This window comes from Thalassospira sp. MBR-102 (assembly GCF_040549275.1).
GTDB classification, from domain to species: Bacteria; Pseudomonadota; Alphaproteobacteria; order Rhodospirillales; family Thalassospiraceae; genus Thalassospira; species Thalassospira xiamenensis.
The window spans coordinates 108,153-126,431 of record NZ_JBEPTC010000015.1 but is presented as its reverse complement, the minus strand read 5'-3'; the positions used below and the strand labels follow the sequence as shown (position 1 = coordinate 126,431).

Here is an 18,279-nt window from a genome sequence, read left to right as displayed (position 1 = left end):
CTTTGACCCGGGAGGCATATGTTGCACGCGCATGATTTTGCGTCGCGGTGCCTTGACGCATGCCCGATTTCGATAATAAACTATATTATAAATTAAATTTCAAATATAGAAATGTGGCAGGAACGTCAAATGAAAAAAGACAAGGCGGGTATCACGCTGACCGCGGGCGGGGCCATTCTGGCGCGGATGAAAGCGATCGGGGTGGATTATATCTTTGCCAATTCCGGCACGGATTTTCCGCCGATCATCGAAGGGCTGGCCGAAGCCAATGCCAAGGATGTCGAGCTTCCCAATGCGCTTGTCATGCCGCATGAAAATGCCGCGATGGGTATGGCGCATGGCTATTACCTTGCGACGGGCAAAACCCAGGCGGTGATGGCGCATACCAATGTCGGGTTGGCCAATTGCGCGATTGGCGCGATCAATGCCGCGACCGAGCATGTGCCGGTGATCCTGATGTCAGGACGCACCCCGGTTATGGAACAGGGGCGGCTTGGTGCGCGCACGGTTCCCATTGGCTGGGGCCAGGAAATGCGCGATCAGGCGGCGATGGTGCGCGAGGCATCGAAATGGGAATACGAGCTTAAATTCCCCGAACAGGTGCCCGACGTTGTTGACCGGGCCTATGCGATTGCGTCCTCGGTCCCTAAGGGGCCGGTTTATGTATCCCTGCCGCGCGAGGTTTTGTGCGAACCCTGTCCGGGGGATGCGATTGACGCGCCGCTTCGCATGCAGCCGGTCCGGGTGATGCCGCCCAAGGAAAGCCTTGAAGATGCGGCGCGTATCCTTGCCAATGCGAAAAACCCGGTGATCATCGCCCAGCGCGGCACGGGTACGGCCGAGGCGTTTGATCGCCTGTCGTCACTGGTTGATCAGTGGGGCATTCCGGTGGTGCAATATTGGGCGATCCAGCTTGCCCTTGGCACCGATCATCCGATGATGGCGGGCATGGACCCGGCACCGTGGCTTAAAGACGCCGATGCGGTTCTGGTGATTGATTGCCTTGCGCCATGGTCGCCGGAAATCCATAAATTGCGTGATGATTGCAAGGTGATCCAGATCGGGCAGAACCCGCTTTATTCCCGTTTTCCGGGGCGCAATTTTGCCGCCGACCTTTCGCTTGCCGGGGAAACCGGCGATGTGATCATGGCGCTGGCCGACGCGCTGGATCGTCATCATGGGGATCATCGCGAAACCTGTGCCGACCGGCGCGAAAAGGTCGCGGCGATCAATGCGGGGACGCGCAAAAAGGCGCTTGCGGCGGCCGATGCCGGATCGGTTGATCCGATGAGTAAGGCGTTTGTGTCGCGGTGCCTGTCGGAGGCGATTGCCGGGCGGTCGGCAACGGTGTTTTCGGAACTCGGCTGCCCGCTGGAGCCGCTTTCGCTTTCGGAGCACAGCAGCTGGTATCAGGAGCCGCATTCCGGCGGGCTTGGCTGGTCCTTCCCGGCATCGATGGGTTATCAGTTGGCGGATAAAAACAAGCTGGTGGTCGCGACCATGGGCGATGGATCATACATGTTTGCCAACCCGACGGCGTGCCATCAGATTGCCGAGGCGCTGGCGCTTCCGATCCTGATCCTTGTTCTGAACAATAATGAATGGGGGGCGGTGCGCCAGTCGGTGACGGGGATGTATCCCGATGGGTATGCCGCGAAAACCAACCAGATGCCCCTGACCGGGCTTAAACCGAGCCCCGATTTCACCAAGGTCGCGGAAGCCAGCCGGGCATGGACCGCCAAGGCCGAACGGGCGGCCGATTTGCCGGAAATCCTGCGCCGTGCGATTGCGCATATTGATACCAACCGCACCCATGCGCTGGTTGAGGTGACGATTGCGCCGTAAGGGACGGTGATACTGAGCCGATGATGAAACCGGGTATCAAGGTAATGATGCCCGGTTTTTTATGATTTAGGCGCGTCATCGGCCTATGATTTACCGATTATGGAAATCAATCGACGCGGGAGCGTTCGCAGAACATGGAAAATCTGATGGAAAAACATCCGGAGAAAAGCGTGCCCGCCAAGGATGTTCATGACGGGGTGAAGCTGCTTGATAGCGGTGTGAATTTTGTCGGCGAGCAGGTTTCCTATCCGTCGGGCAAGGCGCGGATCAGGTCGGTGCTGGCGACGATGGCGCCGGGGCAGAAAACCGGCTGGCACAAGCATGGCGTGCCGACCTATGGATATATCCTTGAAGGGCAGATTACAGTCGATTACGGCGACGGGGGAAAAACCACCTATCGCGCCGGGGAAGGGGTGCTTGAGGCGATGGATTACTGGCATGAGGGGATCAATGATGGCGATATTCCCGCGCGTGTCGTTGTCGTCTTTATGGGTGCCGAGGGCGCGGAAAACGTGATCTATAAGCCCGAAGATGCATCCGACTGAATTTTGATTTTATGGGAAAGAAAGTAGCTTGCTTGGTTCTTTCTGGTGAAGGAATAACCGGGCAGCGATTTCACTCCTGTAGGCAGGTAAAGGTAGTGATTGCGCCTCACAAATGTTCGAGGTGGTGAATTTTTGAAACTTGTACTGGAGATATTGGCCCGTTTTTTATTTTTCCGTCGGGTTTTCGCGTTATGATTGTGGCTGGGGTTTGGGTATGTTTCGGGGAATTAAAGCCCAGTGCGATACGGATTTCTGAGACGTTATGTCGAGATGGTTAAAGCCAAGCCTCTCAGGGCTTTAGTGTATGGTTGTCTCCTATGGTCGATTGTTTCCGGGTTTCTTATTTATAATGATCTCTACGCAACCTCGGTGGTTGATCAGGTCATCATTGCAGTGGTGGGTTTTTTTATCACCATAGCGACACCTTTTCGATCAAGAACAATTAACGCTACGTTGATCCGCCCGGCTATCGTTTTCAAAGGATCGCAGGTTCGAAAAAGGTCGTGTCCGACGTGCTTTATGGTTGCAGGGCATTTCTTTGGATTGTTTGCTCTTCTGCTAAGGGAAGCTGTGATCGAAAAAGGGCATGATTGGTGGTTGCCTCTCATTGCATATTTTATCGGGTTTGGGTTTTCCTATCCTTTGCTGTTCTGGCGCCCGCTAATCTTGAGGTTGTTATTTGGTTTCGAGAAGCGAACCCGATTTGCACGAGTGTTAGGTTGGGGAAGAGCAAGATAGATCATTGTACCTTTCCGGTGTCTTTTGTGCATAGCATGGCGGGTTCGATTACCGGGGTGCATCTTTTAGCTGGTCAAAAATCCACTGCCCAACCGGGCCAAGTGGCCTGTCCTGACGGTGGGCGACGACAATGTCGAGGACCGGCATGTGATTTAGTCCATCCCAGCTTTCGGGGTCGAGCAGGGCGAGGGTTCCGTTGCGGATATGATCGGCGACCATATGTTCGGGCATGCCACCCCAGCCAATCCCGCGTAAAATCATAGCAAGTTTGGTTTCAAGGTCATTGACCTTCCAGTAATTCAGGGCCTGAACGGCGTGATTGCGTTGCAGGGTCGGGGCATCGCGCGCCGATGTGATGATCTGGGTGTGGGCGTGCATCGCATCGATATGGATTTTTCCCGGAAACCAGGCGAGCGGATGGTCCGGTCGTGCCACGGCGCACATTCTGACCTGCCCGCAGGCAGCCCGGGCATAGTCGGAACCAAAAGGAATGAATTCCGGCAAAATCGCAAGATCGGACGCGCCGCTATCAAGGACTTCGGTTGTCTGGATCGTAACCGTCGACAGGCTTACGCGGACTGTCGGGAATTTCCGGGCGAGAACCGCAAGGACATCCATCAGCGGGGCGTTTGATGCAAACTGGCTGATTGTAATCGTGATCGAAGCTTCGAGCCCGTCAGCGATGCCTTTGGCGTGTTGGCGGTAGCTGGAAATATCCGCCATGACCTTGCGTGCATGGGGCAGCAGGGAATGTGCCGCCTTGGTCAGGGTCGGGCGATAGGCCGTCCGGTCAAACAGTTCCAGATTGGTCTGTTCTTCGAGTTTCTGGATCGTGTAGGTGACCGACGATTGTGTCCGGTTCAGATGCCGCGCGGTGGCGGCAAAGCTTCCGAGGTCGGCAATGGTGACGAAGACCCGCAATTGATCAAGGGTGATGCCAGACATAAAGCTTCAACTTTTTTGAATGAGATAATCATAAATATAGAATTTTTTTTATGGTCTGACACTCGTAAATTTTGTGCAGGAGCGAAATAGGGGAGGGGCACAAGGAGTGTAAGATCGTGCTGGGCGTTGATCCCCATGAGTTTTTAGTGCCGTTGATCCGGCAGTCGGTTTTGATGTTGCACCTGTTTGCGTTCGCATTTGCGTTTGTTCTGGTGGCGCGGGCAGACATTGCGATGCTGCGTGGTCAGTATCAGGAAGGCAGGTATGACCTAGGCAGGGATGCCGTTTACACGGCTTTGCTGTTGGGGGTGCTTTGGGTGTCCGGGGTGGCATTGATCGGGCTTGGTATCGGGTTTGATGTTGCTGCCATTGCCGCAAACGGCAAGGTATTTGCCAAGGTTACGGTCGTCACTATCCTGACGATCAATGGCATTTTCCTTCACCTTTATGCTTTTCCGGTATTTGCCGATAAACAGGAAAAAGCGTCATCGGTCCGGCTTTTGATATGCACGATCCTTGGCGCGGTAAGTTCCGTGTCGTGGTTTTGTGCATCTGCGTTCGGGGCCGCACGCGTGGTTGCGCCGTGGCTGGGATATCAGCATTTCATGCTGTTTTATGGCATCAGTCTGTCGGCAGGGCTGTTCGTTGCGATTTTGTTCGTAAGGCCGGTGTTGCGGCGTCAGCTTGAACGTCGGTCATCGGTTGTGCCGTCTGCCGGCTTTGTTGCAGGGGCGGTTGCCGAGTAGTCATGAACAGAACCCGGAATGCCTTCTGCCGGATGCGGATTTTCAGATTTCAATCACTACCCGGCCATGTGCCGGGTAGGTTTTTTGTTGCGTGATTGATTGTCTTTGGGCCGGGATCAGCTTTTGAAAGGTTCGGCTGCCTGCTTTGTTAGCACTTTGAAATCGTTGCTTGCATCATAGGCAAAATCATTATTTGATTAAGGTGAATTCCTGATTTGCCTGCCCAAAGGAGCCAGCATGGATCGCGTTATTGGAACCTCGGGGCGTATTGCGTTCGCAAGTGCAATGCGCAATCTGCTTGCGGATGTGTATCCGGAACATGATCACGCCGATCTGGTGCGCCGGGTTTTTGATGTGCTGGACCTGCCGCTTGAGGGGGACGGGGCGGAGCCGTGCGAGGAATATCTGCGCAAATGGGATCAGCGTGATGCGTTTCTGATCACCTATGGCGACAGCATTTCGCGCGACGGGCATCATGGTTTGCAAAGCCTTGGCGATTTTTATCGCACGTGGCTTAAGGACTGGCTTTCGGGGATTCATATCCTGCCGTTTCATCCCTTTACGTCCGATGACGGGTTTTCGGTCAGCGATTTCAGTACGTTGCGCCCGGAGCTTGGCACATGGGACGATGTGAAGGCATTGTCCAAAGATGCCACCGTGATGGCCGATCTGGTGGCGAACCATATTTCGGCATCGCATGTGTGGTTTCAGCAGTTCCTTGCCGGGGAAAAGCCCGGTGTCGATTACATCAAAACCGCCAGCCCCGATGATGATCTTTCCGATGTGGTCAGGCCGCGGAGCCATCCGTTGTTAAGCAAGGTCACGACATCGGACGGGGAAAAGCATGTCTGGTGCACGTTCAGTTATGATCAGGTTGATCTGGATTACGGCAACCCGGATGTGTTTTTTGAAATCCTGAAGATCGTTCTGGAATATCTTAAACATGGCGTCCGGGTCGTGCGGCTTGATGCCATTGGCTTTATCTGGAAGGTGGCCGGGACCAGTTCGATCAATCTTGATCAGACGCACAAGATCATCAAGGCATTGCGGCTGGCGACGACGGCGGTACATCCCGATGTTTTGTTCATTACCGAAACCAATCTGCCGCTGCTTGAAAACCTGTCCTATTTCGGTAATCAGGACGAGGCGCATCTGATTTACAATTTCAGCCTGCCACCGGTGATCATTCATGCGCTGTTATCGGGGCGCAGCGATTATATCCGCAAATGCATCATGTCGATGCCACCAGCACCGGCGGGTTGCACGTTTTTCAATTTCACCGCCAGCCATGATGGCATTGGCCTGCGCCCGGCCGAGAACCTGATCCCGGATGCGGAGATCGAGGTGATGACCGACCATGCGCGCAAGATGGGCGGGCAGGTGAGCTACCGGTCGCTGAAGGGCGGCGGGCAGAAGGCCTATGAACTTAACGTCACGCTGTTTAGCATGCTGGCGGAAAGTTTTGGCGGGGATCGTACCTTTGGCCTTGAACGGTTTGTGATGAGCCAGGCGATTGCCATGTCGCTTGAGGGCGTTCCGGCGATTTACGTGCAGACGATCTTTGCCACCGAAAACGATCAGACGGGATATGAGGAAACCGGCATTCCGCGCAGGCTTAACCGCAAAATCTGGCAGCTTGAGGAGGCCGAGGCGCGGTTATCACAAGAAGGCATCGCCAAGCGGGCGTTTGACCAGTTGCGTGCATTGATGTCGATCCGCATGGGGCAGCCGGCGTTCCACCCCAATGCGACGCAATATACGCTTAACCTTGGGCCGGAATTGCTGGGCGTGTGGCGGCAAAGCCATCTGAACGATCAAAGCATTTTCTGTGTTTTCAACCTGACCGATCAGGTGCAGGACCTTGATCTTTCGAAGATCAATCTGATCATGACCGAGGGCTGGACCGATCTGCTGTCCCAGCAGGTGATCGAGGATTTCAACGGTATCCTTGCGCTGGCACCCTATCAGATCGTGTGGATTTCAAATATCGACGGGCGCAATCGCATTGATAGCCGGTTGCTGCAACGTTATCGCGATGCGATGCCGGTTTGAGGAAAGTTTTCGGCCCGGTAGATACGCTGTAATACTTAAAATCAGAAAAAACTGATGTTTGCGCCTTGCATTGCGGCGTGATGCGTTCCTATGATCGACAAAGATAGAATGGACGTGTCGGGGAGCTTGTTGCGCGATGGCCTATGCGCAGGAAATTCGGCTGGATGACCTGCCGGACGATGTGGACGGGCAGGTTTCCCGATTGCTTGCGCTTTGGCAGGATGCCTGCCGTGACGGGGATATTCCCGACCGGCGTGATCTGGGTTCCGACATGCTGGCCCCATGGCGCGATGATATCGGCATTTACGAATATCAGCCCGATCGCAACGATTTCGTCATTCGCCGCGATGCGCCGAACATGATCGCGGCCAGTGGCGAGAATTATCAGGGATCAACCCCGCGCCAGATCGATCTGGATTTCGGAACAACGGTTTATCGTACATTGTGCGAAGTGATCAAAACCGGGCAGGCGCAAATCCACATGATCGGGGTCGAGCGCGCGCAGTGGGAAAACTGGTTGCGGTTGATGTTGCCGGTGCGCACAAGATGCCGGAAGGGCGATCCGGTCATTCAGGTTCTGGTGGTGCATTTTCTGCACAAGGTATGAGGCGGCGGATTTAATCAGCCGCATCTTGTTATTTCACCTTGTATTCCCAATTTTACTAATGTGGGAGAAGCAGAAGGTCACGCAACAGAATGGCCGAGACGACAGATTTCGAACTTGATGAATTGCCCGAAAATATCGGACCGCATGTTGCGGATCTGGTCCGGCTCTGGCATGAGGCGCGTGCAGAAGACCCGGAGCAGATCGTGCCGTCGCGCGACATTCTGAGTGCAGAGCGGTTGCATCGCTGGCTCGACGATATCACCATCTATGAATATATGCCGATCAAGGAAGATTTCGTGGTGCGGATCGATGCCCCGTCGATTGTGTCCCTGAACCGGGAGAGTTTCCAGCGCGCCAGCCCGCGCGAGATCGACATGAAATACGGCACCTGCCTGACGGCGGCATTGTTCAACACGATGATGTGCGGGGAGCCGAAATTCTATCATGTCACCCTTGCCGTGCGCACCGATCAGCACTGGTTGCGCGTTTTGTTACCGGTGCGCACGCGCAATCGGGACAGGGACCTGATTGATCAGATACTTGGCATCCGGTTTGATTATGAATGCCAGTATCATATTTGACCTATTGCGATGGGCAGGTGCGCGTCAAGTGCCGATCCCTGCATCGTTCAGGTCGTCTTCGACAGCAGCCGAGAGCTGTTCGAAGATATCGCCCATCGCACTTTCAACGCGCTGCCAGCTTGGAATGAAGGGGCTTTCGAGCGGGTTATCAAGGTAATGCTGGCCGGCACTCATGATGACTTCGGCCAGCACCTCGACGCATTTTTCTTCTTCGTCGCGATTGATTTTAAGGCCGTTAAACAGCGCGTCCGCGCGGTATTGTTCGATCAGGTCAAGGGCGGTGCGATAATAGGTTGCCTTGAGGGTTCGGAAGGTTTCATGCGAGAAAACCGTGCCCTGGGTGGCGAGTTTGCGGAACAGGGATTTGGCGATATCGCTTGCCATGCGTGACAGGCCATCATCCTTTTCAGCCGGATCAAATTCGCGGTGCTTGTGATCATAGATATCGGCGATATCGACCTGGGCCAGACGGTGAACCGTGTGGTTGCGATACATTTCCGAGAGCATCGACACTTCGAGGCCCCAGTCGGACGCCACACGTAGCCCATAGGCAACGTCGGTCCTGATCGCCATTTCCCCCGATAGCGAATAGCGGAAGCAATCAAGGTAATTGAGGAAATCTGTTTTGCCGACGACCTGTTTGAGCGCGCGGATCAGGGGGGTGACAAACAGGCGGCAGACCCGGCCCTTGAGCGTGCCATTGGCAACGCGGGCGTAATAACCCTTGGCAAAGGCGAAATTAAACGCCGGGTTGGCAATCGGATACATCAGGCGGGCCGGCAGGTCGGGCTTATAGGTTGCGATGTCGCAATCATGAATGCCGATGACCGAGCTTCGGCCCGATGCCAGCGTATAACCAAGGCAATACCAGACATTGCGGCCCTTGCCCGGTTCATAGCGGGCCAGATCATATTCGGCCAGACGATCATGGACGCTGCGCAGGCGCGGGCCGTCATTCCAGAGGATGCGGACATGTTGCGGCAGGTCTTTGAAAAATTCGCGCGCATAGGCGTATTGTGTCGCGTCGGCCCGGTCCAGCCCAACGACGATCTGATCGATATAGGTGGCCTGTTTCAATCCATTAAGGATGGTGGTCATGGCCGGGGTTTCAAGTTCGGAATACAGGCAGGGCAGGATCAGGGTTTGCCGACGCTGGCGGGCGAAGGCGGTCATTTCATAAGCGAGTTCTTCGGGGTTGCGGTCGATGATGCGGTGCAGGGTCGTGATCGGCCCGCCCTGATGAAAATCAGCCATGAAGTACCTCGCTTTTGTTATTGGTATTGGTCAATTGATCGAGAAGGGAATTGATTGCCGCGTTCCAGCCCGAAGGACCCGGTTCAGGCGCGATGATCAGTTTTGGATCCTGTATCAATGCGGTTGTTGTAGATGCATGTTTTTGCGGTATCTGGATTGCGACATCGGCCGCTGCCAGCATGGTGGCGTCATTGGCGGAATCCCCCAAGGCAATTGTGCAAGGCGTTAAACCCGTTGAAGGCAGAACGCTGTTTTGCGCCAATAGTTCCAGCATGCGCGCCATGGCGGCCCCCTTGTCGGTCGTGCCACAAAGGGTGTGGAAACGCCCGCCCTTGACCAGTTTGAGGCCGAATGTTTCGGCAATGGCGCGCGCGATGGTGACATCTTTGTCCGTCGGTGCCCAGATCAGCGGATCGGAGCAGTGCCGAAGTCCGGCGCGCGCCGCATCATCGGGGGAAAGGCCGGTTTGGGCGGCGATGATTTCGGGCGATGTGCTGCGGAAACTGGTGACGGGAATGGAGAGGGCAGCCCGGATGGCATCGCGGGCGGCATCGATGGTTTCGGTGGCGGGGCCGGGTTGTTCGGTTTGATCACCAAGGCGGATCACGCCGCCATTTTCGCCAATCAATCCATCAAACAGATGATCCGTGGCATTGAGATCGGAAAGTTCGGCCAGCGTTTTTGACGAGATCGCAATCAGCGGAATGCCGAGCTTTTTTATGCGTTCAATCGCCGGGACCGCCGGGGCCCAGGAATAGGTGTCATGATCAAGCAGGGTGCCGTCAAGATCGGTGAAAATGGCGCAGTGGCTGTGTTCTGTCATTGTCCCGTTTGGTCGGTTTCAAAAGGCTTTTGACGGGGCCGGTGCAATAACCGGAACTTACCTTAGCATACAGGTCAAGACAGGGCGACAGTGGAAAGGTTAAACTTTATGCGTCGTTACATGTTGATGAAATTAAAGGCATTTTGATCCGGTATCGTGATCGCGCGTATGAAAAATATCGAATTTGGCGTTTAATAATCCGTCAGGCTTATCAACATAAGATAAGTTCAGAAAAAACAATAAAGTGACCTATCGGGGTAAGGCGGCAGCATATGCCGGAACCATGCAGGAGTATGGTGTGGGGAAAAGACGAACGGGTATTGTTTTGCCGGTACTGGTGTTGATGGTGCAGATCGTGTGGGGGGCGGTTTGCGGCATGGTCCCGGGTTTGACAGGGGCGGTCGCGCAGGAAGTCGGCAAAATCACAGAAGCATCGGCGCAGAAGCCCGAAGTTCTGTTTGCGGTAGGCGAATGGCCGCCGATGATTACGGAAAATGCCGCCGGATACGGCATTCACACCAAGCGGGTGACCGAGGTATTCGAGGCGATGGGATACCGGGTGCGGTATGCTTTTGTACCGTGGCGGCGTGCTTATGAGCAGACCATTGCGGGGCAATATGCCGCGACATTCAGCTGGATCTGGACCGACGAACGCGCGGCCGAGGTCCTTTATCCGCGCTATCCAATCGCAAAGGCGCACCAGATCGGATTTTATCGCAAGGACAGGTTTCCCGCCGGGCTTGATATTGACGCAATCGCCGATCTTGGCCCCCTGGGGGTGCGTCCGGTCGGGGTTGCCAGTTATTGGTACGAGGTTGAATTTCGCCGTCTGGGCATTCAGGCTGATATTGTCACGTCATCGGAAGCCGCATGGCGGTTTCTGGATGCCGGGCGGGCTGATATCTATTTTGACGAAAAGGATGTCGGCCTGATGGATATGGCGCGGGTTCTGGGCGAGGATGCGGTGAAACGCTATGGCATTACCGATCCGGTGCAATCAGAGAACATGTTCATCCTGTTTTCCCGGGATCACCCGCAAGGCAAAGTGTTGCGCGATGCGTTTGACGGGTTCCTTGATACCCCCGAAGGCCGGGCCATGTGCCGGGGCTGGGGGGTATGTGAACAAACCGCAAGTACCACGCCCGGATCGAAAATGACGGTTAACGGGCAGGGGAGCGTGCCGGGAAATCCGACCGGGGCAGATCAGGTGGGGGCAGATCAGGTTGGCGGTTTTTGACCGCCTTTTGATGATCCCTTGACCATCAGCGGCCCGATCAAAACCATCGGGATATGTTGCGATAACCATTGCGGTATAGATGTTCGATTTGTCCTATCCTTTTCCCGGTTTGTCCATTCTTCCCATGTGAAATCAGACGTATTCTTTCCTTATTGGAACGGTTCTTGTTCCGGAAAACCAACAAGAATAGTCAAGTGAGGTTTACGTCATGCATGTCCCTGTTGCCATTATCGGCTGCGGTCCTTCGGGGTTGCTGCTTTCGCATCTGCTGCATGTGCAGGGAATTGACAGCATTATCCTTGAGCGCAAGGACCGCGCCTATGTCGAGGGGCGCATTCGGGCCGGTGTTCTTGAAATGGGGACGGTCGGCCTGATGGAGCGGGTCGGCGTTGATGCCCGCATGAAGCGCGAGGGCATCATTCATGGCGGCATCTATATTAGCGTTAACGGCAAGCGCCAGCATGTGAATATCGAAGAACTGACCGGTGGTTCGACCGTGATGATTTACGGCCAGACCGAGGTGACCAAGGATCTGATACAGGCACGCCTTGATCATGGCGGCGAGATCGTGTTCGAGGCCGAGGATGTCAGCCTGCATGACTTTGATGCCGACAAGCCGCGTGTTCGATATGTCAAGGACGGCAATCCGGTCGAACTGACATGCGATTATATTGCGGCCTGTGATGGCTTCCACGGGGTCGGGCGGCAGACGATGCCGTCATCGAAACTCAAGACTTATGAAAAGGTGTATCCGTTTGGCTGGCTGGGTGTTCTGGCGAAGGCGAAGCCGGTGGCGGATGAACTGATTTATGCCAGCCATGACCGGGGATTTGCCCTTTGTTCGATGCGGTCCGAAACCGTTGTGCGCCATTATGTGCAGGTGCCGAGCAGTGATAAGATCGAAGACTGGTCCGATGACCGGTTCTGGAGCGAGCTTCGGGTCCGGCTTGGCGAGGCGGACGGGGAGCTGGTCAATGAGGGCGAGGTGTTTGAAAAAAGCATTGCACCGCTTCGAAGCTTTGTGGCCGAACCGTTGAGCCACGGGCGTCTGTTCCTGGCGGGCGATGCGGGGCATATCGTGCCGCCGACCGGGGCCAAGGGGCTTAACCTTGCGGCGAGTGACGTGCATTACCTGTCCGAAGCATTGATCGGTAAATTCAAGCAGAACCGTGATGATTTGCTTGAAACCTATTCCGATACAGCGCTGGCACGCGTGTGGAAGGCGGAGCGGTTTAGCTGGTGGATGACAACGATGCTGCACACCTTTGATGACCATCACGATTTTGACGGTCGTATCCGCCGCGCCGAACTGGAATATATCCTGTCTTCAAAGGCAGGGTTGACGACGCTTGCAGAAAACTATGTCGGTTTGCCTTACTGATTGTCTTGCTGATCGGCATGGTTTGGAGCCCCACACTCCGCAATCCGCCCGGATATCTGCAAGGAATGAACGGCCCGTTCCCACGACGGGCCGTTCTTTTTTGTCAAAAGCGGATTTCTGTTGGAAAAATATGTTGGCCCGGGGCGCAGAATGCCGCGGTTTGACGCGGGTGCCTCCAAATGATCACAATCTTGTGTGGAACTTCTTTGGGGTCCGGTTCGTTAAGCAAGTGTCGAATAAGTTAATGGATAACCACAGGAGTTTTATGATGGTGACCAAGACTGATACGGATAATGCAAAACTTCAGGCCGATGTCGAGGCTTTGCGCAAGGATCTTGCCGAAGTCACCAAGACGCTCAGAACGATGGGCAGTGACCGGGCCAATTCTGTTGCCCAGTCCGCCGCAGAGCGTGTTCGCGAGGTTTCGGGCCAGGTTCATGACCAGTTTGACCATGCGCGCGGCGTTGCCGTTGATCAGGTGCGCGAACGCCCGCTGACCTCGGTTGCCATAACTTTCGGCATTGGCATGCTGGTTGGCGGACTCCTTCGTAAATGATCGATCAGCTTGTTGAAGCGATCACTGAAATCGCAAAGGCCGCCGCCGTAAAGCTGGCGGTCTTTGCGGTTATCGGGGTGACGATCCTGATCGGGATCGGGTTCCTGCTGGCGGCGGTGTTTATTTATCTGGCCGCGCAGTTCGGGACACTTGGTGCCGCCCTTGGTCTGGGGACGGTTCTGGTCGCGCTTGGCTTGGTGGCGCTGGCGATTGTTCTGCAACGCGACCCAAGTGACGGGATCGCACGCGAAGACAAAGCAGGTGCCAAACCGGCACGCGATGAAGATGCGGTTTTGTTTGATATGCTGATCCATGCGGCCCGCGCCGGTTACGCAACCGGGCAGGGCGACAAGCGGCACATGCAGGACGGTCTGGAGCGCCTGTTTGCCGATTTATCGGCCCTTGGCGTGTTTGATCGGCCGGTTGGTTCGACAACAAGCCCCGCCGAACAACCGGGGACGCCAGACCAGCCGGAAAATGGCAGCACGACACCAGATTCAAAAATGGCGGGATAACCGGATGGTTCCCGCCATTTTCATTTCCAGTTTCCGAAAGCTTATTCGCCGTGGAAATGCACCGTGCCGATAAAGGGCAGGTTGCGGTTGGCCTGAGCGTAATCGATGCCATAGCCGACGACAAATTCATCGGGAATGTCAAAGCCGCAATAATGGATCGGAATTTCGACTTCGCGGCGTGACGGCTTGTTCAGCAGCGTGCAGATTTCAAGCCGGTTCGGATCGCGGGTTTTGAGCAGGCGGACGACTTCGGACAGGGTATAGCCGGTATCGATGATGTCTTCGACCAGCAGCACGTCCTTGCCGCGGATCTGACCGTCCAGATCCTTGACGATGCGGACATTGCGCGAGCTTTCGGTGGAATCGCCGTACGAAGACGCGACCATGAAATCGACTTCGACCGGAACGGTCAGCTTGCGGGCCAGATCGGCGATGAAAACGAACGATCCGCGCAGCAGACCGACAACGATCAGTTTTTCAGTATCTTTGAAGTTTTCATTGATCTTGGCGGCAAGCGCATCGATCTGCGTGGCAATTTCGTCCGCCGTTATCAGCGGCTTGACATCATAATCGGCCATCAATCTCGGTCCTGAAGCGTTGTGGGATGATTTCCCGCTTGCTATCACAAGCCGCCCCCCATGACCAGCCCGTGAATGGTAACAGAAGTATAATCCCGTAGAATTCATGCCCTGTTGCACGCCCTGATTGTGCAACAGTCACTCCATCTATACGACGGCTTTTTCATCAGATGGAAACAGGCAGGCGGCAACCGGTCAGGCGGCTTTGAATATCACCGGTTCATCGCCTTCGTGCCATTGGTCATATCTGACCATCGCATCGGCAAACCAGCGGGAATTCAGAAAATCATCAAGCCAGCGTTGCAGATGGACAAAGGGGGCCGCGTCAAAGGCGTCCCTGTCGGTATTAGCGAATTGGCGGATGAAGGGCGCAATCGCAAAATCGGCCAAGGCCGGGCGAGTGCCAAACAGGTATTTGCCAACCGCCAGACGGCCATCAAGCCGGTTGAGGATTTTTTCGGCATCGCGGCGATGTTCGGCCGGATCGGCATCCTCGTAGCGGTTGAAATATTTATAGCGGTCGAGATGATGTTTGAACGGCCCGTCATTTTGCGAAATCAGGGCGAGCATGTCTTCAAGCGTGCCGCTTTCAGGCTCAAGCCATTTTTCCGGGTCATTTTCGGCCAGCGCCCAGACCATGATTTCAAGGCTTTCGTCGATCACGGTGCCATCGGGCAGGATCAGGACGGGCACGGTGGCCTTGGGGGAGGCATCGATCATGGATTGCGGTTTGTCGCGCAGCACGACTTCGCGCAGTTCGACATCGGTGCCGCTTGCCAGCAGGGCCATGCGGGCGCGCATCGCATAGGGGCAGCGACGGAAACTGTATAAAACCGGGCGGGTGTCGTGATCAGTCATATAAGTCGATTAGCGCCTGGGGAAATGCATTGCAACCGATTATCGGGCACAAAGCGGATTGTCATGCGTTAGACATTCACGTATCGACTTCCTATGTTCAAAAGACGGACAAGACGGGATCGCGCAAAAAATTGCGTCCTTTGGGGCCTTTTTTGCGCAAGCGGGGTTGATTTCATGGCACAGTTTGTGAAAGGACAATGCCCGTCATTCATTTAGCAAGACCCGTTCGGGGACGTGCGGGCGCAGAGGGTGCGCCATTTGTACGGAACGCGGTCGAAGACCAAAGCCGACCTGGCACAAGCAAGGGACCAGTTACATGACACCGACCGAAATCGCGCGCGTTACAGATTATCTGCGCCGTACTTTTGATAATCCGAAAATTGCCGTCGATGCGCCCAAGCGCAAAGGCCACCCGATTGAAATGCGCGTTGGCGACGAGTTTGTCGGTGTTGTGCACCGTGACGAGGACGAAGGCGAGGTCAGCTATTCGCTGAATATCGTCATCCTTGAAGAAGACCTGCCGCCAGCCGTTTAAGGTTGCGGCATTGCCGATACAAACGCCCCGTGCCGATGGCCGGGGCGTTTTGCATTTGGGGATTGGCGTTTGTACGGGGGGCTGTTCGCGGGAAACAAAAGCGTGTCGGGCACGTTGGAAAAGGGGCGCGTACCCGTTACCCGGTTTGTTTCATTTCAAAGGACAGGCATGATTGACTGGATCGAACAGCACAGCACATTGCTTCAGACCGCGGTCAGCCTTGCGACCTTGCTGGTGTGGATTTTCTATGCGCAATTGCTGTTTCAGAATTACCGCCGGGTGCGGCGGCCCAAAATCGTGATCAACCAGATGCTGGGGAATTCGGAAAATGCGCGGTTCCTGATCAGCAATATGAGTCAGGAAGCGATCCATATCGAAACGGTGGTGATGTGCCTTGGTGGCGGGGAAAACCGCGTTTGCCAGCTTGTGACCGATGCCGACCCGGATGATGGCACGCGCCAGAGTGAACAGAATGACCAGAATAAAAAGACGGCCCTTTCGGCACGGCTTGACGAGGTGACATTGCAGGGGCCGTTGCCATCAGGCCGGTGTATTGAACTGGGCGCGATGCAACGCCTGCTAAGGCGGTTTGATCACGCGACCCGGCGTGATTACGAAGATGCGGTGGCCTGCAATCCGGTCCGCAATGGCGAGGATTGCCGGGTCGAGATTATCGTGATCGGGGTTTATAGCTCGGAAAAAGGGGTGATCGGGGCCAGCCGGAGCTTTATTTACGACCGAAACGGCCAATTGCGCCCCGAAGAAGTCCAGACCACCCAGCATACCGGCTTTTTCGCCCGCCGCCGGATGGCGCGGCTGCATTCGCGCTATATCTGAGGCAGCATCCCGGCTATGCGGCAGCTTTAGCGCGATTGAAGCAACTGGCGGATTTCATCCGCCGTGGCGACCTTGCCTTCGACGAGAATGCTTTCATCGACCATCAATGCCGGGGTGCGCATGATACCGGCATCAATGATGGCGTTGGTATCGGTGATTTTTTCAAGGTCATAGTCCAGTTCAAGCGCCTGTGCCGCGGCGGTGGCATTTTTGGCGAGTGTCTGGCATTTGGCGCAGCCGCTGCCGTAAATTTTCAATTTCATGGCGGGATTCCTTTATCGATCAGTTTGCGGGCCAGTAATTGCCATAGATGAAACCGGTGATCGTCGCCATGACGATCACAAGCGCGCAATATACCATTGTTTTCTGTGTGCCGATGACGGTCCGGATCACCAGCATATTGGGGAGCGACAGGGCCGGACCGGCCAGAAGCAGCGACAGGGCGGGGCCTTTGCCCATTCCGGCCCCCATCAATGCCTGTACAATCGGGACTTCGGTCAGGGTCGAGAAATACATGAATGCGCCAAGGACCGAGGCCAGGATTGTCGATTTCAGGGAATTGTCGCCGACGGCGGCATTGACCCAGCGGGCGGGGATCAGGCCGTCATGGCCGGGACGGCCCAGCAGCAGGCCCGCGACAAACACCCCGATCACCAGAAGCGGCAGGATCTGTTTGGTGAAATCCCAGCTTTGATCGGCCCATTCACGGTCTTTCGGGCGCGAAAGTGCGATCAGCATCATGCCGCCAATCCCGATGGCAAAGGCAAGTTGCGGCGCATCTGGGACAATCAGGGCGGCAAGGATGACCAGCCCGGCCAGTCGCAGCAGATGCGTTGCCGACCAGTTGAACTGCCAGATCAGCAACACCGCAAGCCCGGCCGAAAGCACAATGGTGATCAGCCATTTATGGTTGAAAACCGCCATCCAGATCGAATTTTCAACCGGCGCCCAATTGGCAAAGACCAGAACCGCAATCATCAGGGCGAAAAACGTGATGGTGGTGCCAAGCGGCTTTTCGGTATCCTTGGCGGCAAAGCCGCGCGCCGATGTTTTGGCCCGTGCGGCTTCTTCGCGGCGATAGATCAGATGCATGATCATGCCGATCACAATGGCAAAAGCAATTGCGCCAACACCGCGTGCAATGCCGATTTCCGCACCAAGAATTTTGGCCGTGACCACAATGGCAATGATGTTGATCGCCGGACCGGAATAGAGAAAGGCAATGGCCGGGCCCAGACCGGCCCCGCGTTTGTAGATGCCACCAAACAGGGGCAATACCGTGCAGGAACACACCGCCAGAAGCGTCCCCGAGATCGCGGCAACACCCAGGGCAATCGGCCGGGATGCATCGGGGCCAAGATACTGCATGACCGATCCCTGACTGATATAAACCGCCATCGCACCGGCAATGACAAAGGCCGGCAGCAGACACAGGATGACATGTTCGCGCGCATACCAGTTGGTCAGGCGGACGGCTTCGAGGACGGCATTGTCAAAACGTTGGGTGCCAGCAGGGATAAAATAGATCGCAAGAAAGCCCGCCAGAACAAGGGCCGCCAGATGCGCCTCTTTCGGGTTGTCGCGATAAAGTGTCCGCAAAGAGTTGAGCATGCCATCCCCCAGACTGGATCAATATTGCAATCTAG

General features: G+C 55.5%; 19 protein-coding genes. 12 read left to right on the top strand and 7 right to left on the bottom strand.

Annotation, left to right across the window (positions count from 1 at the left end):
* The first annotated feature begins 129 nt into the window (after positions 1–129).
* Together ABIE64_RS20645 and ABIE64_RS20640 are read left to right on the top strand one after the other, a co-directional pair.
* Positions 130–1,845 (top strand): thiamine pyrophosphate-requiring protein, encoded by a 1,716-nt coding sequence (locus ABIE64_RS20645; protein WP_354378466.1) that lies wholly within the window; start codon positions 130–132, stop codon positions 1,843–1,845.
* A 146-nt stretch (positions 1,846–1,991) separates the two neighbouring features.
* Positions 1,992–2,390 (top strand): cupin domain-containing protein, encoded by a 399-nt coding sequence (locus ABIE64_RS20640; RefSeq protein ID WP_354378465.1) that lies wholly within the window; start codon positions 1,992–1,994, stop codon positions 2,388–2,390.
* A 786-nt stretch (positions 2,391–3,176) separates the two neighbouring features.
* Here the strand turns inward: ABIE64_RS20640 and ABIE64_RS20635 are convergent.
* Positions 3,177–4,073 carry a LysR family transcriptional regulator gene (locus ABIE64_RS20635; protein WP_354378464.1) on the bottom strand — a complete coding sequence of 299 codons (897 nt, stop codon included), beginning with the start codon at positions 4,071–4,073 and terminating at the stop codon, positions 3,177–3,179.
* A 116-nt stretch (positions 4,074–4,189) separates the two neighbouring features.
* Between ABIE64_RS20635 and ABIE64_RS20630 the strand changes: the two genes are divergently transcribed.
* The 4 genes from ABIE64_RS20630 (at position 4,190) to ABIE64_RS20615 (ending at position 8,059) form a co-directional block, all read left to right on the top strand.
* Positions 4,190–4,819 (top strand): hypothetical protein, encoded by a 630-nt coding sequence (locus ABIE64_RS20630; RefSeq protein ID WP_354378463.1) that lies wholly within the window; start codon positions 4,190–4,192, stop codon positions 4,817–4,819.
* 237 nt (positions 4,820–5,056) lie between these two features.
* On the top strand, positions 5,057–6,871 hold the full coding sequence (locus tag ABIE64_RS20625; protein WP_354378462.1) for an alpha-amylase family glycosyl hydrolase: 1,815 nt from the start codon (positions 5,057–5,059) through the stop codon (positions 6,869–6,871).
* A gap of 136 nt (positions 6,872–7,007) precedes the next feature.
* Positions 7,008–7,478 carry a hypothetical protein gene (locus tag ABIE64_RS20620; RefSeq protein WP_354378461.1) on the top strand — a complete coding sequence of 157 codons (471 nt, stop codon included), beginning with the start codon at positions 7,008–7,010 and terminating at the stop codon, positions 7,476–7,478.
* 89 nt (positions 7,479–7,567) lie between these two features.
* Positions 7,568–8,059: a hypothetical protein gene (locus ABIE64_RS20615; RefSeq protein ID WP_063091844.1), complete on the top strand. Its 492-nt coding sequence runs from the start codon at positions 7,568–7,570 to the stop codon at positions 8,057–8,059.
* Positions 8,060–8,083: 24 nt separating this feature from the next.
* Here ABIE64_RS20615 and ABIE64_RS20610 read toward each other — a convergent pair whose 3' ends face one another.
* Positions 8,084–9,313 carry a glycosyltransferase family protein gene (locus tag ABIE64_RS20610; RefSeq protein WP_007089289.1) on the bottom strand — a complete coding sequence of 410 codons (1,230 nt, stop codon included), beginning with the start codon at positions 9,311–9,313 and terminating at the stop codon, positions 8,084–8,086.
* On the bottom strand, positions 9,306–10,136 hold the full coding sequence (locus ABIE64_RS20605) for an HAD-IIB family hydrolase (protein ID WP_354378460.1): 831 nt from the start codon (positions 10,134–10,136) through the stop codon (positions 9,306–9,308). The genes ABIE64_RS20610 and ABIE64_RS20605 overlap by 8 nt, the downstream gene beginning before the upstream one ends.
* A 298-nt stretch (positions 10,137–10,434) precedes the next feature.
* On the opposite strand from ABIE64_RS20605, the gene ABIE64_RS20600 reads away from it, so the two are divergent.
* The 4 genes from ABIE64_RS20600 (at position 10,435) to ABIE64_RS20585 (ending at position 13,825) form a co-directional block, all read left to right on the top strand.
* On the top strand, positions 10,435–11,373 hold the full coding sequence (locus ABIE64_RS20600; RefSeq protein WP_354378459.1) for a substrate-binding periplasmic protein: 939 nt from the start codon (positions 10,435–10,437) through the stop codon (positions 11,371–11,373).
* A 208-nt stretch (positions 11,374–11,581) separates the two neighbouring features.
* Positions 11,582–12,754, top strand: coding sequence for a 4-hydroxybenzoate 3-monooxygenase (gene pobA, locus ABIE64_RS20595; RefSeq protein WP_354378458.1), 1,173 nt, complete (start codon positions 11,582–11,584; stop codon positions 12,752–12,754).
* Positions 12,755–13,022: 268 nt separating this feature from the next.
* Positions 13,023–13,310, top strand: coding sequence for an ElaB/YgaM/YqjD family protein (locus ABIE64_RS20590; protein ID WP_007089293.1), 288 nt, complete (start codon positions 13,023–13,025; stop codon positions 13,308–13,310).
* A complete protein-coding gene (locus ABIE64_RS20585) occupies positions 13,307–13,825 on the top strand; it encodes a hypothetical protein (protein WP_354378457.1) in 519 nt (172 codons plus the stop codon). The genes ABIE64_RS20590 and ABIE64_RS20585 overlap by 4 nt, the downstream gene beginning before the upstream one ends.
* Positions 13,826–13,866: 41 nt before the next feature.
* Here ABIE64_RS20585 and hpt read toward each other — a convergent pair whose 3' ends face one another.
* A complete protein-coding gene (hpt, locus tag ABIE64_RS20580; protein WP_063091850.1) occupies positions 13,867–14,403 on the bottom strand; it encodes a hypoxanthine phosphoribosyltransferase in 537 nt (178 codons plus the stop codon).
* Positions 14,404–14,598: 195 nt separating this feature from the next.
* Complete coding sequence (locus tag ABIE64_RS20575) at positions 14,599–15,261, bottom strand: glutathione S-transferase (RefSeq protein WP_114093294.1); 663 nt, start codon at positions 15,259–15,261, stop codon at positions 14,599–14,601.
* Between the two features lie 316 nt (positions 15,262–15,577).
* Here ABIE64_RS20575 and ABIE64_RS20570 point away from each other — a divergent pair, with 316 nt between their 5' ends.
* Together ABIE64_RS20570 and ABIE64_RS20565 are read left to right on the top strand one after the other, a co-directional pair.
* Positions 15,578–15,796 carry a DUF3126 family protein gene (locus tag ABIE64_RS20570; protein WP_007089297.1) on the top strand — a complete coding sequence of 73 codons (219 nt, stop codon included), beginning with the start codon at positions 15,578–15,580 and terminating at the stop codon, positions 15,794–15,796.
* Between the two features lie 168 nt (positions 15,797–15,964).
* The gene (locus tag ABIE64_RS20565) at positions 15,965–16,633 is read left to right on the top strand and encodes a hypothetical protein (RefSeq protein ID WP_354378456.1); all 669 of its coding nucleotides are present in this window, start codon (positions 15,965–15,967) and stop codon (positions 16,631–16,633) included.
* Positions 16,634–16,659: 26 nt separating this feature from the next.
* Here ABIE64_RS20565 and ABIE64_RS20560 read toward each other — a convergent pair whose 3' ends face one another.
* Both ABIE64_RS20560 and ABIE64_RS20555 read right to left on the bottom strand, forming a co-directional pair.
* Positions 16,660–16,896, bottom strand: coding sequence for a thioredoxin family protein (locus tag ABIE64_RS20560; protein WP_354378455.1), 237 nt, complete (start codon positions 16,894–16,896; stop codon positions 16,660–16,662).
* A 19-nt stretch (positions 16,897–16,915) separates the two neighbouring features.
* Positions 16,916–18,244 (bottom strand): permease, encoded by a 1,329-nt coding sequence (locus ABIE64_RS20555; protein ID WP_354378454.1) that lies wholly within the window; start codon positions 18,242–18,244, stop codon positions 16,916–16,918.
* Positions 18,245–18,279: the final 35 nt, after the last annotated feature.